This is a genomic window from Actinomycetota bacterium, from assembly GCA_030019255.1.
Lineage (GTDB): Bacteria > Actinomycetota > Geothermincolia > Geothermincolales > RBG-13-55-18 > Solincola_A.
Window position 1 is genome coordinate 36,772 of record JASEFK010000001.1, and the last position, 15,243, is coordinate 52,014.

Below are 15,243 nucleotides of genomic sequence, written 5' to 3' on the forward strand. Positions count from 1 at the left end.
CAGGCTAGACGCGGTATCCGTGGTTGAAATTCCGTGGTGAGCGAATATGGGCAAGAAAGAATGGTACCGGAAACACTATGAGCCCTCCGGGCTTGATAAGGAAAAATTTACCACCCTCTCCGGCACCGAGCTGGAGCCCCTCTACACCCCGGAGGACGTGGAGGACCTGGACTACGAGCACGACCTGGGATACCCGGGCTGTTATCCCTACACCCGGGGCATCCGCCCCACCATGTACCGGGGGCGGCTGTGGACCATGCGCCAGTTCTCCGGCTTCGGCACCGCAGAGGACACCAACCGGCGCTACAAGTTCCTCCTGGAGCGGGGGCAGACCGGGCTCTCGGTGGCCTTCGATATGCCCACCATCATGGGCCGGGACTCCGACGATCCCCTTTCGGAGGGCGAGGTGGGACGCTGCGGGGTGGCCATCGATTCCCTCCAGGACATGGAGATCCTCTTCGAGGGCATCCCCCTCCGGGAGATCACCACCTCCATGACCATCAACGGACCGGCGGCGGTGCTCCTGGCCTTCTACCTGTGCGTGGGGGAGAAGCAGGGGGCCTCCTTCCGGGAGCTGGGGGGGACCATCCAGAACGACATCCTGAAGGAGTACATCGCCCAGAAGTCCTGGATCTTCCCTCCCCGCCCCTCCATGCGCATCATCACCGATATCCTGGCCTTCTGCTCGGCGGAGGTCCCCCGCTGGAACACCATAAGTATCAGCGGATACCACATCCGGGAAGCCGGCTCCACCGCGGTGCAGGAGCTGGCCTTCACCCTGGCCGACGGCTTCGCCTACGTGGAGGCAGGCATAGCCGCGGGGCTGGACGTGGACTCCTTCGCCCCCCGCCTCTCCTTCTTCTTCAACTCCCACTTGGACTTCTTCGAGGAGATCGCCAAGTTCCGGGCCGCCCGCCGTATCTGGGCCCGGCACATGAAGGAGAAATACGGGGCCAAGGACCCGCGTTCCTGGATGATGCGCTTCCATACCCAAACCGCGGGCTGCTCCCTCACCGCCCAGCAGCCGGAGAACAACATCGTGCGCACCGCCTTCGAGGCCCTGGCCGCCGTGCTGGGAGGCACCCAGAGCCTGCACACCAACTCCCTAGACGAGACCCTGGCCCTCCCCACGGAGAAGGCGGTGCAGATCGCCCTCCGCACCCAGCAGATCATCGCCCATGAGACGGGGGTCACCAACGTCATCGACCCCCTGGGCGGCTCCTATTTCATCGAGGCCCTCACCGAGCGCATGGAGAGGGAGGCCGAGGAGTACTTCCGGCGCATCGAGGAGCAGGGCGGGGTACTGGCCTGCATCGAGAACGGTTTCTTTCAGCGGGAGATAGCCGACGCCGCCTACCGCTACCAGATGGAGATCGAGCGGGGGGAAAGGATAGTGGTGGGGGTGAACCGCTTCCAGGACCCGGAGGAGAACCTGGACATCGAGATCCTCAAGATAGACCCCGAGGTGGAGAGGAGACAGCGGGAGAGGCTGGCCCGCCTGCGCGCGGAGCGCTCCGCGGCGGAGGTGGAGAGGACCCTGGAGGCCCTAAAGGAAGGGGCGCGGGGGGATGCCAACCTCATGCCCCTGATCATCGACTGCGCCCGCGCCTACTGCACGGAGGGGGAGATAATCGGGGCCCTCAAGGAGGTCTTCGGGGAATACCGGGAAAAGCCCATCTACTAGGGTCGGACCGGGATCTGACCCCCAACCGGACTTTCGACAGGAGGTAAGATGAAGAAGCCGCGCATTCTCATCGCCAAGCCAGGGCTGGACGGCCACGACCGGGGGGCCAAGGTGGTGGCCCGGGGCCTGGCCGACGCCGGTTTCGAGGTCATCTACACTGGCCTTCACCAGACCCCGGAGCAGATCACCGAGGCTGCCATCCAGGAGGACGTGGACGCTGTGGGACTTTCCATCCTCTCCGGGGCCCACATGACCCTCTTCCCCCGGGTCATGGAGCTCCTCCGGGAGAAGGGCGGGCAGAACATCATGGTCTTCGGGGGAGGCATCATCCCCATGGACGACGCCGTGGAGCTCAAGCGCATGGGGGTGGCGGAGATCTTCGGTCCCGGCACTTCCATCTCGGAGATAGTGTCCTTCCTCAAAAGAAGGCTCGGTTGAACGTTCCTCCCTCGAGAAAAATCCCGTTGAGGGGGTTGTTCGATCAACCTTGAAACTCCGGAAATACATTTAATATAATTAGTTGGCCCTTGCCGGGAAAGCCCTGCTTTCCACGGGTGGAGCCCGGCATTAGAGATAGAGCAAGGCAAGTTATACGGGACGGAAAAAGGAACGAAGCGGGGTTTGTCATGTGCGCCGAAGAACTCGATTTCATCACCAAGTATGACCTCCTCGGATGCATCCAGTGCGGCCGATGTACGGGGGGTTGTCCCGTGGCCATGCGGACTCCCCTGCGGGTCAGGTGCTTCATGTACGACACCCAGAACGAGGAGCGCCTGGAGGAGCTCTCCGAGCGCCCCGAGATCTGGGACTGCACCACCTGCTACACCTGCGCCGCCCGCTGCCCCAAGGGCCTGGAGCCCCTGGAGGTGCTCATTGGACTGCGCAGCATCCAGATCGAGGAGGGGAGGGTCCAGCCCACGGTGCGCGACGCCCTAGAGTCCATCTTCAAGGACGGCAACCCGTGGGGTTCGCCGCGTGCCAAGCGCCTGGACTGGACCAAGGACCTGGAGGTCAAGATCCTGGAGCCCGAGGCGGAGGAGACCACCGACGTCCTCCTCTTCATCTGCTGCACCGACGCCTACGACCCCCGGGTGATGAAGGTGGCCCAGGCCCTGGTCAAAGTGCTTGACGCGGCGGGGGTGGACTTCGGGCTCATCGGGGAGGACGAGAGCTGCTGCGGCAGCGAGGTGCGCCGCCTGGGCGAGGAGGGCCTCTTCGAGATGTGCGACGAGGAGAACGTGGAGCTCCTCAATTCCTTCAACATCAACCGCATCGTGGCCATCAGTCCCCACTGCTACAACACCCTCAAGAAGGAGTACCACGGCCTCAAGCACCCCGTCCTCCATTACACGGAGCTGGTGGCCCAGCTCCTAGAGGACGGCAAGCTCCAGCTTAAGGGGGAGCTCCCCAAGGTGGTCACCTACCACGATCCCTGCTTCCTGGGGAAGCAGAACGACATCTACGACGAGCCCAGGTACATCATCACCCGCATCCCCGGGGTGGACTTCCGGGAGTTCGACCGCTGCCGGGAGCGCAGCCTGTGCTGCGAAGGGGGCGGCGGCAAGATGTGGGTGGAGAGTGAGTCCAAGGAAGAGAGGCTGGCCGAGATACGGGTCACCGACGCCAAGGAGCTGGGAGCGGAAATAATCGCCGTCGCCTGCCCCTTCTGCCTCCTCACCCTGGAGGACGCCACCAAGGTGAAGGGTATCGAGGAGGAGATGCGGGTGGCGGACATCCTCGAGCTCCTGGCCGAGGCCTTGTAGATAGACCCCGTTTCCCCGGCGGAAAGAAAAGGGATAGGAAAGGGAAGAGGTGATAAGGGTATGAACATGGTGGTGTGCGTGAAAAGGGTCCCGGACACCGCGGAGTCCGAGGTCCACATCGATGCCTCCGGGAAGGACATCGAGAAGAGCCGCCTGTCCTTCGGCATCAACGAGTGCGATAACTACGCCGTGGAGGAGGCCATACAGATCAAGGAGAGGCTCGGGGGCACGGTGACGGTCATCAGCCTGGGGCCCAAGGAGAACGACGAGGTCATCCGCATGGCCCTGGCCAAGGGTGGCGATGAGGCCATCCGCCTGGAGGACGAGGCCTTCGACGGCAGCGACGGGTTCGCGGTGGCCAAGGCCCTGGCGGCGGCCATCAAGGACCTGGAGTACGACATCGTCTTTACCGGGGCGCTGGCCGACGATGACGGGTATGGTGTGGTCCCCGCGGCCCTGGGCGAGCTCCTGGGCGTGCCCCACGCCACCTACGTGAAGAAGGTGGAGATCCTGGAGGACGGCAAGCGGGCCCGGGTGGGCCGCGAGCTGGAGGGAGGCCTCCTGGAGTTCCTGGAGATCGAGCTGCCCTGCGTGCTGGGCATCCAGACGGGCATCAACGAGCCGCGCTACGCCTCCTTCAAGGGCATCAAGCAAGCGGCCAAGAAAGAGATCACCGTGAAGAGCGCCGCCGACCTGGGGCTGGACCCTTCCGAGGTGGGGGAGGCCGGTTCGTGGGCCGTACTGGAGAAGTTCACGCCCCCGGTGGTGGGCGAGATGGCGGAGATACTGGAGGGCGACCCGGAGGAGACCGCGGCCAAGCTGGCCGCCATCCTAAAGGAGAAGGGGCTGGTGTAAATGAAGGACATCTTCGTTCTCATCGAGCACCGTCGCGGCGAGATGCGCGACGTATCCATCGAGATGCTGTGCGGCGCCGCCGGCCTGGGCGGCACGGTGGTGGCCGTCCTCTTCGGCAAGGATGTGGACGCCTTCGCGGAGAAGGCCGCTGGGTACGCGGACAAGGTTCTCTACGTCAACGACCCCATGTTCGAGAACTACAACTCTGAGGCCTACCAGAAGGCCCTCTCCGCCCTCATCAAGGAGCACAACCCGGGGCTGGTGCTCATCGGCAACACCGCGCAGGGCATCGACCTGGCACCTGCGCTGGCCGTGGAGCTGGGAGCGCCCCTGGTCACCGACATCACCGCCCTGGAGATGGACAGTGACAAGCCCAAGCCCACCCGCCAGTTCTACGGGGGCAAGCTGGACGCCCACATGGTGATGAAGGACGCCGACCTGTACATCCTCACTGTGCGCGAGGCTACCTTCCAGGCCGGCGAACCCTCCAAGTCCGGCGAGATCGTCAAGGTGGACAACCCGGTCAAGGAGGAGATCACCTACCGCAAGTTCGTGGAATACGTGGAGCCCGAGGTGGGCGAGGTGGACATCACCCAGTCCACCATGCTGGTGGGCGTGGGACGCGGCATACGCGAGGACAAGAACCTCCCCATCGTGGAGGAGCTGGCCAAGGTGCTGGGCGCCGACCTCGCCGCCTCCCGTGCCGTGGTGGACGCCGGTTGGCTCCCGGCCGACCGCCAGGTGGGCATCTCCGGGAAGACGGTGAAGCCCAAGCTCTACCTGGCGGTGGGCATCTCCGGGGCCTTCCAGCACGTGACGGGGATGAAGGGCTCGGAGGTCATCGTGGCCATCAACAAGGATCCCGATGCCCCCATCTTCGGCATCGCCGATTATGGCATCGTGGACGACCTCTTCAAGGTGGTGCCCAAGCTCACGGAGAAGATCAAGGAGTTGAAGGGGCTTTAATAATCGTCATGGAGCCCCGGCTCCTCCGGTGCCCATAATGAGATAGCAGGATCTTTACGACCGTAGCCTACGGCACGAGGAGGAAACTGGAAACATGAACGGTAAGCCGAAGATCGGAGTCTACGTCTGCCACTGCGGCACCAACATCGCCGGGGTGGTGAACGTGGAGGAGGTGGTGCAGTTCGCCTCCACTCTCCCCGACGTGGTGGTAGCCCGCAACTACTCCTACATGTGCTCCGACCCTGGGCAGGCGTTGATCACCGACGACATCGAGAAGTACGGGTTGAACCGGGTGGTGGTGGCCTCCTGCTCCCCGCGCATGCATGAGCCCACCTTCCGCAAGACCCTCCTCTCCGGGGGCCTCAACCCCTACTTCCTGGAGATGGCCAACATCCGGGAGCAGTGCTCCTGGGTGCACGAGGACCCCATAGCCGCCACGCAGAAGGCCAAGCGCATCGTGGAGGCGGCGGTGGTCAAGGCCCGCCGGCTGGAGGCCCTGGACGTCAAGGAAGTGGACGTGGAGCCCGCCTGCCTGATCATCGGGGCGGGGATCGCCGGCATCCAGGCGGCGCTGGACATAGCGGACGCCGGGTTCAAGGTCTACCTGGTGGAGAAGTCCCCCACCGTGGGGGGACACATGGCCCAGCTGGACAAGACCTTCCCCACCCTGGACTGCTCGGCCTGCATCCTCACCCCCAAGATGGTGGACGTGGCCAACCACCCCAACATCGAGCTCATGACCTACTCCCAGGTGGAGGAAATCTCTGGCTACATCGGCAACTTCGACGTCAAGGTGCGCAAGAAGTCCCGCTTCGTGGACATGGACAAGTGCACGGGCTGCGGGGCCTGCGCCGACGTCTGCCGCATGGCCGGCCGCATCCCCAACGAGTTCGACGAGGGCATCGGCATGCGGGGGGCCATCTACCTCCCCTTCCCCCAGGCGGTTCCCGCCAAGTACACCATCGACAAGGAGAACTGCCTCTTCCTCTCCAAGGGGAAGTGCGGGGAATCCCCCAGGTGCAAGGACGCCTGCCAGGCGGATGCCATCAACTTCGACCTCCAGGACGAGATCGTGGAGTTCAAGGTGGGCACCATCATCGTGGCCACCGGGTACGACGTCTTCGACGCCCGCAAGAAGCCGGAATACGCCTACGGGGTCTACGACAACGTGCTCACCGCCCTGGAGTTCGAGCGCCTGGTGAACGCCTCCGGGCCCACCGGCGGGAAGATCGTCATGCTCGAGCGGGGGAAGAAGAAAAAGAAGAAGGAGGGCGAGGAGGCCGAGCCCCCCAAGGTCCCCAAGAGCATCACCTTCATCCAGTGCGTGGGGTCCCGCGACAAGAGCGTGGGCAACGAGTACTGCTCCCGGGTGTGCTGCATGTACACCGCCAAGCTGGCCCACCTGGCCAAGGACAAGATCCCGGATTGCGAGGTGACCATCTTCTACATGGACGTGCGCGCCTTCGGGAAGGGATTCGAGGAGTTCTACGACCGGGTGCGCCGCGAGGGGGTGCGCTACATCCGGGGCAACCCCTCGGAGATCTTCAAGCGGGGGGACAAGCTGGTGGTCAAGGCCGAGGACACCCTGACCACTACCCCGCTGGAGCACGAGACGGACATGGTGGTCCTCTCCGTGGGGCTGGTGCCGCGCTCCGACAACCGGGAAATAATTGATCTCCTCAAGCTCTCTCAGTCCTCGGACCTCTTCTACCTGGAGGCCCATCCCAAGCTGCGCCCGGTGGACACCGCCTCCGACGGCGTCTTCCTGGCCGGCGTCTGCCAGGGTCCAAAGGACATCCCCGACGCCGTGGCCCAGGCCAAGGGCGCCGCGTCGGCGGCCATGATCCCCATGGCCTCTGGGAAGGTGAAAGTGGAGGCCCAGACCTCGGAGGTCAACGAGGCCACCTGCCGCGGCTGCGGCTTCTGCGTGGCCGTCTGCCCCTTCGCGGCCATCGAGCTGGTGGAGACCACCCGCAACGGCTGGCCGGTGAAGGTGGCCCGGGTCAACGAGGCGCTGTGCAAGGGGTGCGGCGCCTGCGCTGCCGCCTGCCTCTCGGGGTCCATCCAGCAGCGTTCCTTCAAGGACGTCCAGATACTCCCGCAGATACAGGCCCTGGGGGTGAAGTGAACCATGGCGGAGAAGAACAACGATTTCGAGCCCAACATCGTGGCCTTCCTCTGCAACTGGTGTTCCTACGCCGGGGCGGACCTGGCCGGCACCTCCCGCATCCAGTACCCGCCCAACGTGCGGGTCATCCGGGTCATGTGCTCCGGCCGGGTGAACCCCCTGTTCGTGATGAACGCCTTGCAGCAGGGGGCGGACGGGGTGCTCATCTCCGGGTGCCACCCCGGTGACTGCCACTATATGCAGGGCAACTATTACGCCAGGCGCCGCTTCGCCCTCATGCGCAACTTCCTCGAGTACCTCGGCGTGGAGCCGGAGAGGGTGCGCATGAGCTGGGTGTCGGCCTCCGAGGGCGCCAAGTGGAAGGAGGTCATCGAGGAGGTCGTGAGCGGCGTGAAATCCGTCGGGCCCATGAACAAGTTCCAACGGAGGCAGTTAAATTGGTAGACGTAGAAAGACTCAGAGAGATCGCCAGGGAAGTCATCTCCCGGGACGACGTCCGCCAGCTCATCGGCTACCGCCAGGGTACCTACGGGTTCCGGGCCCGCCCCGCCTTCATCACCTCCCCCGAGGAGGTGGACCAGCTCATCTTCTCCCCGGCCTGCGTGAACAACCTGGCCACCTACCTCACCCTGGAGGAGAAGCTCCCCGTCCCGCGGGGCCAGGAGCCGGACCTCCGCAAGGTGGCGGTGATGGTCAAGGGGTGCGACTCCCGGGCCCTGGTGCAGCAGATGGAGGAGAAGGCCTACGAGCGCGAGCGCATCGTGGTCCTGGGCATCCCCTGCACCGGCGTGGTGGACATGGACAAGGTGGAGAAGAGGTTCCCCGACGTCCTCTCCCGGGGGGAGATTACCCTGGAGGGGGACAAGTTCGTCCTCTCCTTCGACGGCCAGCGGGAGGAGGTGCCCAAGGAGGAGCTCCTGGCGGACAAGTGCAAGCGGTGCCGCTATCCCACCCCCCTCGTCTACGACCAGCTCCTGGACGAGGCGGTGGAGCGCTTCGCCGACGACGACTACTCCGACGTGCTGGAGCTGGAGAAGCGTTCCGCCGAGGAGAAGTGGGCCTACTGGGAGGAGAAGTTCTCGCGCTGTATCCGCTGCTATTCCTGCCGCAACGTCTGTCCCATGTGCTACTGCGAGGACTGCGTGCTGGACCGCCTGAACCCCCAGTGGATGCGGCGCAGCGTGGACATCAGCGAGAACACCGCCTACCACATCGCGCGGGCCTACCACCTGGCCGGTCGCTGCATCCAGTGCGGGGAGTGCCAGCGGGTCTGCCCGGTGGAGATTCCCCTCATGGAGCTCAACCGCAAGTTCTACAAGGACGTGGAGGAGCTCTACGATTACGAGCCGGGGACCGACGCCGAGGCGCCTCCGCTCCTGGCCACCTTCAAGGTGGACGACCGCGAAGACTTCATACTGTAAAGGGTGATGGCCATGGCAGTTAAGAAGTTGAACAAGGACAAGGAAAAGGAGGCCCTCCAGGAACTCACCAAGTTCCGCCTCATCGCCCCGGCCAAGTCGGACGAGGTGGTCATCTTTAAGCAGATAACCGATCCCGGGGAGGCCTTCCTGGAGTACGGGAACTCCACCGTTCCGCCCAAGAAGGTGGTCTTCCCCCAGACGGAGACCCTCTTCCGCTTCCAGCGCGGCAACCCGGAGCTCCGGGAGAAGAACGTGGAGGAGGAGGGGACCACGGTGATCTTCGGCCTGCGTCCCTGCGATGCCCGGGCCATGTCCATCGTGGACCGGCTCTTCAGCTGGGATTACGAGGACCCCTACTACCTCAAGCGCCGGGAGCTCACCACCCTGGTTGGCCTGGCCTGCGTGGAGCCGCCATCCATCAACTGCTTCTGCACCTCCCTGGGAGGGAGCCCCTTCGGGACGGAGGGCCTGGACATGCTCCTCGCGGACATGGGCGACCACTACCTGGTGCGGGCCCTGACCGAGAAGGGGGAGAAGCTCCAGGAGACCCTCTCCGCCCACCTGGAGGACGCCCCCGCAGAGGAGGAGAAGAAGGCCGAGGAGATGGCCGCCCGGGCGGAGGGGAAGATCGCCCGCTCCATAAACACGGAGGGCATCCCGGAGAAGCTGCCCACCCTGTGGGAGCACGAGCTATGGAAGAAGGTCTCCGCCGCCTGCCTGGGTTGCGGGATATGCACCTACCTCTGCCCCACCTGCCACTGCTTCGACATCCAGGACGAGGTGGAGGAGATGGGGGAGGGGAGGCGCGCCCGCATGTGGGACTCCTGCATGTTCAGCGAGTATACCCTGCACGCCTCGGGGCATAACCCCCGGCCCACCCGCCGGGAGCGCACCAGGAACCGCATCAGCCACAAGTATTCCTACTACCCGAAGCGGTTCGAGGTCATCGCCTGCGTGGGCTGCGGGCGGTGCATCAACCTCTGCCCGGTGAACATCGACATCCTGGAGATCCTGGAACAGGTGGTGGATGCCTCATGAAGAACCCCTACATTCCCTACGAGGTGAAGATCCTGGAAGCCCGCTACGAGACGCCGGGTGACCGCTGCATCAAGACCTTCAAGGTCACCTTCGCCGACGAGAAGGTCTGGGACACCTGGAGCCACCTGCCGGGCCAGTGCGCCATGGTGGGCATACCCGGGGTGGGGGAGTCCATGTTCTGCATCTCCTCCTCGCCCACGGAGAAGGGGTACCTGCGCTTCAGCATCATGAAGATGGGCAAGAACACCACCGCCCTGCACGAGCTGGAGGCGGGGGATTCCTTCTACGTCCGCGGCCCCCTGGGCAATAACTTCCCCCTCGAGGAGTGGAAGGGGAAGAACGTCATCACCATCGGCGGCGGCATCGGGCAGGCTCCCCTGCGCCCGGTCATCCAGTGGATACGGGACAACCGGGACGACTACGGGGAGCTCACCGTGATCTACGGGGCCCGCACTTCCGCGGACCACTGCTTCAAGGACGAGTTCGAGGAACTCAACTCCTGCGGGGATGCCTGCTGTCACCTGGCCATCGACGTGGAAGAAGAGGGGTGGCCCCACTTCGTGGGCTTCGTGCCCCAGCTGCTCATGGAGGTGTCCCCCTCGCCGGAGAACGCTATCGCCGTGACCTGCGGACCGCCCATCATGATCAAGTTCGTCCTCCAGAACCTGGAAAAGCTCGGCTTCACCCCCGACCAGGTGTACACCACCCTGGAGAACCGCATGAAGTGCGGCATCGGGAAGTGCGGTCGGTGCAACGTGGGGCACCTCTACGTGTGCAAGGACGGCCCGGTGTTCTCCTACGCGCAGATAAAGGACATACCTGAAGCCTTCGCCTGATGTCTGAGGCGGCGGCCGAAATCTTTCATCCGGGGCGGGGCATCTCCCCCGCCCCGCGCGTTTTGGGTTCGGGGGCGCCGGCCTTGAGGATGAGGGGGAAAGCCTTCCCCCTGCGGATGAGCAAGGGGAAAGTGGGACCGACCGGTTTTTGCAGGGATCCGCGGGGGCGGCACCCGCATCCAACGGTGGCGTGGGGGTGGGTGGAGGATGATTCACCGGCAGGGGAGAGGAGCCTGCACCGGGAACCCATCCCGGTAACCGGGACGGCTGCGGTGCATGCTTTATGGGGGTCCCCGGCGGACGGCGGGTATGGCCTTTGGAAGGGAAGCAATCCACCGGCGGGGAAGAATAGTACCGGAACGGGGGCAGCCTTCGTCACCTCGGGCGAGCCGGGTTGCGGCACGGGCGTGAGGAGAAGGGAGGAAAACGGGTCGAGATGGGTAGAGTTGCCATCCGCCGGAGGATGGTGGAAAGACCTGGGAATTCGCCCAGAGCTGGGAGTGCATTTCTCGACGGGAACGGCAAAGGACCCGGGGGAAAGCCCTTGTATGACGGCCCGGGAAGGCAAGTGCCCGGGCAGGGAAACTGGAACCCGTTTCGGGGGGTCGTCGGTAACGCGAAGGGGAGCTTGCGGAAATGATCTTCCGGATGCGGGCCTGGAGCATAATCCGCCACTTCCTGCTGGTCCTGGGGCTGGTAATACTTACCATATTCCTGCTGCTGATCCTCTCCTTCCTGGGGCTGGACCTGGCCTTCGCTGGCCGCGTCTTCCGGGGCGTATACGTGCAGGGCATTCCCCTCGGGGGGCTGAGCCGGGAGGAAGCGTTGGAGAAGCTCCGGGCGGAGCTGGACCTGGAAGCCCTGAACCGTGACCTGATTCTCGAATTCGACGGCAACACCTGGCCCCTGCCCCTCTACGAGATAGACGCCTGCGTGGACCTCGAGGAGACGGTGGACCGGGCCATCGCCGCCAGCCGCCAGATACCCTTCTACCAGCGCTGGGTCAACCGGGCCGCCTTCCGGGGTCTGGAGAGGGACGTCGGCCTGGTGGTCCGCTACGACGCGCGCAAGCTGAATTCCTTCCTCTCTGAGCTGGAAGCCACGGTGGACCGCCCGCCGCTCAACGCCGAGATCCGCCTGGAGGGAAGGAAGTTGGTATTCCAGAGGTCACGGGAGGGGTGGGACCTGGACGCCGACCTGGCCAGGGAGGCCATCGTGGAAGCCCTGGCCTCCACGGAAAGGACGATTCACCTGCGGATCGAGGTGGCCAGGCCCGAGGTGACCGACGACCAGGTGGGAAAGGTGATCGTGGTGGACAAGACCAACCACCGTCTCACCCTGTACAACAACATGGAGATCGAGAAGCAGTACCCGGTGGCGGTGGGAATGCCTTCCTGGCCCACCCCCAGCGGAACCTTCAAGATCATCTCCAAGCAGAAGAACCCCACCTGGGTGAACCCGGGCACTTCGTGGGCCGCCAACATGCCTCCCTATATCCCCCCCGGTCCCGGAAATCCCCTGGGCACCCGGGCCCTGGGCACCAGCGCCCCGGGAGTGTTCATCCACGGCACTTACAGTTCGTGGTCCGTAGGTTATTCCGTTTCCCATGGATGTATCCGCATGTACATAAGGGATTCGGAGGACCTCTTCGAGCGGGTGGAGGTCGGCACCCCGGTCCTCATCTACTGAACGGCGACCGTATATTGAGATCATAAAGGGAAACATAAAGGGACAGGCATGCCCGAAACCAACAGGATATACCCGTAGGCGAAGGGCATTTCAACCAAGCGGTTTTAGGGCCGCGGCGGGTTTCGGTCTATCTGTTCAGGAGGCTCAAGGTGCCAGCGGGCACGGGGGCAAGGAGGCAGAAATTGCCGGGCGTGATTCTCTTCGTGCCGACCTGCAGGGAGAGAGGCGATGTCTTGGACCTGAAGGCATACCATGTTTTTCCTAAACCACGTGGGGCCAGGAGACGAATCATTAGTATCGGGACGGAGGTGGAAGGTGAGAATCGGTTTCGAGAAGGTTAGCGATGGAGGCGAAGGGTAATCCTACGGAAGACGTCAAGTGATTGGGGAAAAATGACTCGCGCCGGGAATATCGGGAACGGCGAAGGGGCGCAGGACGTGAAGGTCGCCCCGGCGGACGCTCCCGCGGAGAGACGGGGGATAATGAGGGCGCTTTCATGGAGGGAAGGCGGAAAACGGGATGGATAAGTTTTGGAAATGAAGCCGAGGGGGAAAGGATGGGGGATGTTTCCGGGAAGACGACCACGGAGGCGCAAGCCGGAGATTCGGTTCCGGAGCGGATAGGGAAGATGAAAGATGTATCCAGGAAGGTGATCACCAGAAAAAGGGCCCTGGTGGCCATGCTTTTGGCCTGCTTCCTGGTCCTCTTCACCCTGCAAGCCGCGGCGGAGCCTCCACCGGTGGAACTCGCGGAAGGGGGGACCCTCTCCCCGCCCGAGGGTATCGCCGTTCTCCATCGTCCGGAGGACGTGGGAAAACGCATCGCCCTCACTTGGCGGCCGGTGGCGGGGGCTTTCGGGTACTTGGTCTACCGTTCGGAATCGGCCGACGGGGAACTGGTGCCGGTGGGCGGCCGGGCCGCGGATTCCATGCGGGATTACCCGGTGTTCCTGGATGACACCGCGGTGCCCGGGAGGAGTTATTTCTACGCCGTGGCCGCGGTGGACGAGAGCCTGCGCCAGGGACCGCTCTCGCCGCGGGTTCCGGCATCCCTGGAGCCGGAGGTGGCTGCGGCGGGGGGTCCCAAGCGCATGGTCTGTTCCTTGAGCGACCAGCGCATCTACTTCTACGAGGGGGACCAGCTGGTCAACGTCATGCGCTGTTCCACCGGGCTTAACAACGCCACCCCCATGGGCAGTTTCCGTATCCTGGCCCATTACCGCGTGCACGGTGGCCTGGGGGGCGCGGTGTGCGACTACTGGATGTCCTTCACCTCCAGCCACGGCATGCATTCCTGGCCCCGCGGATCGAGCCGCTACGAGGCCGGGCTGGGCGCGCCGGCCTCCCACGGTTGCATCCGCCTGCATCCCCTGGAGGCCTACTGGCCCTACTACTGGGCACCCGACGGCACTCCCCTTACCATCACCTACGCCTCGCTGGCCCGGAGGGTGGTGTCGGGATGCCATGACACGCAGGGGGCCGAGGCTCCCTCCAAGGAATGGTATTTCGCCGAGGGATGCACGGATTTCGGCTTCGACACCTTCCTCTTGCTTTCCAACCCCGGAGACGGGGGGTTCGCGGCCCGGGTTGATTTTTACCGCGATGACGGGATCACGGTTACGGAGAACAGGTACCTTCCGCCCCATTCCCGGCTTACCGTTCCCGTGGACCAGCTTCCCGGCCTGGAGGCCGCATCCTTTGCCATCCGCGTGGAGGCCACGGGACTGGTGGTGGCCGAGCGCGCTATGTACTTCACCATGGGCAACCGCGACGACGGCACGGTGACCGTGGGGGCGACGGCTCCTTTCAAGGAATGGTACTTCGCCGAGGGATTCACCGCCAACTCCTTCGACACCTTCCTTCTCCTTTCCAATCCCGGAAGCGAGCCGACCACGGCCCGGGTATTCTTCTACCTGGAGGGGGGAGGGAACGCGCGGTACGACTTCCTCCTGCCTCCTCGCTCACGCCATACCGTCTCCGTGGATTCCCTACCCGCGGTAGCCTCGGCGTCCTTTTGCATGCGAGTGGAGTCCGACTTGCCCATCGTGGCCGAACGGGCCATGTATTTCAACCTTGGATACATAGGGGGAGGCCATGCCTCGGTGGGCGCTCCGGAGCTTTCCAGGGACTGGTATTTCGCGGAGGGATGCACCAGGAACTTCTTCTCCACTTTCCTGCTCCTTGGAAACCCTACGGGGCAGGATACCATTGTCCACGTGGAGTACCTGCTTCCGGATGGTAACCTCCGTTATGATTACCTGTTGAGGGCGGGAAGCCGGGTTACCGTTGACGTGGGCTCCCAGGGGGGTCTTTCCGGGCAGGACGTGGCCATGGCCGTGCATTCCGACCACCCCATCGTCGCCGAAAGGGCCGTGTACTACAACCTGGACAGCCACTGGGGCGGACATGCCGCCATGGGCTCCAGGGAAGCTTCCAATAACTGGTATTTCGCCGAGGGATACACCGACGGCGCTTTCGACACCTATCTCCTGCTCTCCAACCCCGGTTCCTCGCCCGCCTTCGTGAACGTGGTCTTCCTGCGCGAGGACGGCTCCACCTTCGGTGCCGGTTACCTGGTGCAGCCGCACCGCCGGGTGACCGTGCACGTGGACGACCTGCCGGGGATGGACAGGACCTCCTTCTCCATGAACGTCCACGCCGACCAACCGGTGGTAGCGGAACGTGCCATGTACTTCGTCATGCCGAGGGGATATTAAGGGTCAGGTCTTGAATTTTGATACCCCAGGGGGTATTCAACTATATTTCTACCCGTGAAAGGCCTTTAGTCCCGGTAGAGAAGCGCTGGGGTTCCAGCCATGAGCATCTTCAAGCGCCGGAAAACATTCATGCGGCGGGAATCGGGA

The 15,243-nt window shown here is 64.0% G+C and carries 12 protein-coding genes; all 12 read left to right on the forward strand.

The features are described from left to right. Nucleotides 1-46 precede the first annotated feature (46 nt). The 12 genes from QME84_00145 (at nucleotide 47) to QME84_00200 (ending at nucleotide 15,096) form a co-directional block, all read left to right on the forward strand. Nucleotides 47-1,684: a methylmalonyl-CoA mutase family protein gene (locus tag QME84_00145; protein MDI6872686.1), complete on the forward strand. Its 1,638-nt coding sequence runs from the start codon at nucleotides 47-49 to the stop codon at nucleotides 1,682-1,684. 48 nt (nucleotides 1,685-1,732) lie between these two features. Then, the gene (locus QME84_00150) at nucleotides 1,733-2,122 is read left to right on the forward strand and encodes a cobalamin B12-binding domain-containing protein (protein ID MDI6872687.1); all 390 of its coding nucleotides are present in this window, start codon (nucleotides 1,733-1,735) and stop codon (nucleotides 2,120-2,122) included. A 188-nt stretch (nucleotides 2,123-2,310) separates the two neighbouring features. Beyond that, nucleotides 2,311-3,447 carry a (Fe-S)-binding protein gene (locus QME84_00155; GenBank protein MDI6872688.1) on the forward strand — a complete coding sequence of 379 codons (1,137 nt, stop codon included), beginning with the start codon at nucleotides 2,311-2,313 and terminating at the stop codon, nucleotides 3,445-3,447. A 60-nt stretch (nucleotides 3,448-3,507) separates the two neighbouring features. After that, nucleotides 3,508-4,302 carry an electron transfer flavoprotein subunit beta/FixA family protein gene (locus tag QME84_00160; protein MDI6872689.1) on the forward strand — a complete coding sequence of 265 codons (795 nt, stop codon included), beginning with the start codon at nucleotides 3,508-3,510 and terminating at the stop codon, nucleotides 4,300-4,302. Further along, nucleotides 4,303-5,268 (forward strand): electron transfer flavoprotein subunit alpha/FixB family protein, encoded by a 966-nt coding sequence (locus QME84_00165; protein MDI6872690.1) that lies wholly within the window; start codon nucleotides 4,303-4,305, stop codon nucleotides 5,266-5,268. 94 nt (nucleotides 5,269-5,362) lie between these two features. Then, a complete protein-coding gene (locus QME84_00170; protein ID MDI6872691.1) occupies nucleotides 5,363-7,396 on the forward strand; it encodes a CoB--CoM heterodisulfide reductase iron-sulfur subunit A family protein in 2,034 nt (677 codons plus the stop codon). Between the two features lie 3 nt (nucleotides 7,397-7,399). After that, complete coding sequence (locus QME84_00175) at nucleotides 7,400-7,840, forward strand: hydrogenase iron-sulfur subunit (protein ID MDI6872692.1); 441 nt, start codon at nucleotides 7,400-7,402, stop codon at nucleotides 7,838-7,840. Beyond that, a complete protein-coding gene (locus QME84_00180; GenBank protein ID MDI6872693.1) occupies nucleotides 7,834-8,817 on the forward strand; it encodes a 4Fe-4S dicluster domain-containing protein in 984 nt (327 codons plus the stop codon). The genes QME84_00175 and QME84_00180 overlap by 7 nt, the downstream gene beginning before the upstream one ends. 12 nt (nucleotides 8,818-8,829) lie before the next feature. Further along, nucleotides 8,830-9,855 carry a 4Fe-4S dicluster domain-containing protein gene (locus tag QME84_00185; protein MDI6872694.1) on the forward strand — a complete coding sequence of 342 codons (1,026 nt, stop codon included), beginning with the start codon at nucleotides 8,830-8,832 and terminating at the stop codon, nucleotides 9,853-9,855. Beyond that, entirely contained in the window at nucleotides 9,852-10,691 is an 840-nt protein-coding gene (locus tag QME84_00190; GenBank protein MDI6872695.1) for an FAD/NAD(P)-binding protein, read from the forward strand. The genes QME84_00185 and QME84_00190 overlap by 4 nt, the downstream gene beginning before the upstream one ends. 636 nt (nucleotides 10,692-11,327) lie before the next feature. Then, a complete protein-coding gene (locus QME84_00195; protein ID MDI6872696.1) occupies nucleotides 11,328-12,380 on the forward strand; it encodes a L,D-transpeptidase/peptidoglycan binding protein in 1,053 nt (350 codons plus the stop codon). Between the two features lie 649 nt (nucleotides 12,381-13,029). After that, nucleotides 13,030-15,096: a L,D-transpeptidase gene (locus QME84_00200; protein MDI6872697.1), complete on the forward strand. Its 2,067-nt coding sequence runs from the start codon at nucleotides 13,030-13,032 to the stop codon at nucleotides 15,094-15,096. Nucleotides 15,097-15,243: the final 147 nt, after the last annotated feature.

Excerpts from the sequence above, each read along its gene's own strand:
- QME84_00145 (MDI6872686.1), top strand. The coding sequence starts at position 47 with ATGGGCAAGAAAGAATGGTACCGGAAACACTATGAGCCCTCCGGGCTT.
- QME84_00150 (MDI6872687.1), top strand. The coding sequence starts at position 1,733 with ATGAAGAAGCCGCGCATTCTCATCGCCAAGCCAGGGCTGGACGGCCAC.
- QME84_00155 (MDI6872688.1), top strand. The coding sequence starts at position 2,311 with ATGTGCGCCGAAGAACTCGATTTCATCACCAAGTATGACCTCCTCGGA.
- QME84_00160 (MDI6872689.1), top strand. The coding sequence starts at position 3,508 with ATGAACATGGTGGTGTGCGTGAAAAGGGTCCCGGACACCGCGGAGTCC.
- QME84_00165 (MDI6872690.1), top strand. The coding sequence starts at position 4,303 with ATGAAGGACATCTTCGTTCTCATCGAGCACCGTCGCGGCGAGATGCGC.
- QME84_00170 (MDI6872691.1), top strand. The coding sequence starts at position 5,363 with ATGAACGGTAAGCCGAAGATCGGAGTCTACGTCTGCCACTGCGGCACC.
- QME84_00175 (MDI6872692.1), top strand. The coding sequence starts at position 7,400 with ATGGCGGAGAAGAACAACGATTTCGAGCCCAACATCGTGGCCTTCCTC.
- QME84_00185 (MDI6872694.1), top strand. The coding sequence starts at position 8,830 with ATGGCAGTTAAGAAGTTGAACAAGGACAAGGAAAAGGAGGCCCTCCAG.
- QME84_00190 (MDI6872695.1), top strand. The coding sequence starts at position 9,852 with ATGAAGAACCCCTACATTCCCTACGAGGTGAAGATCCTGGAAGCCCGC.
- QME84_00195 (MDI6872696.1), top strand. The coding sequence starts at position 11,328 with ATGATCTTCCGGATGCGGGCCTGGAGCATAATCCGCCACTTCCTGCTG.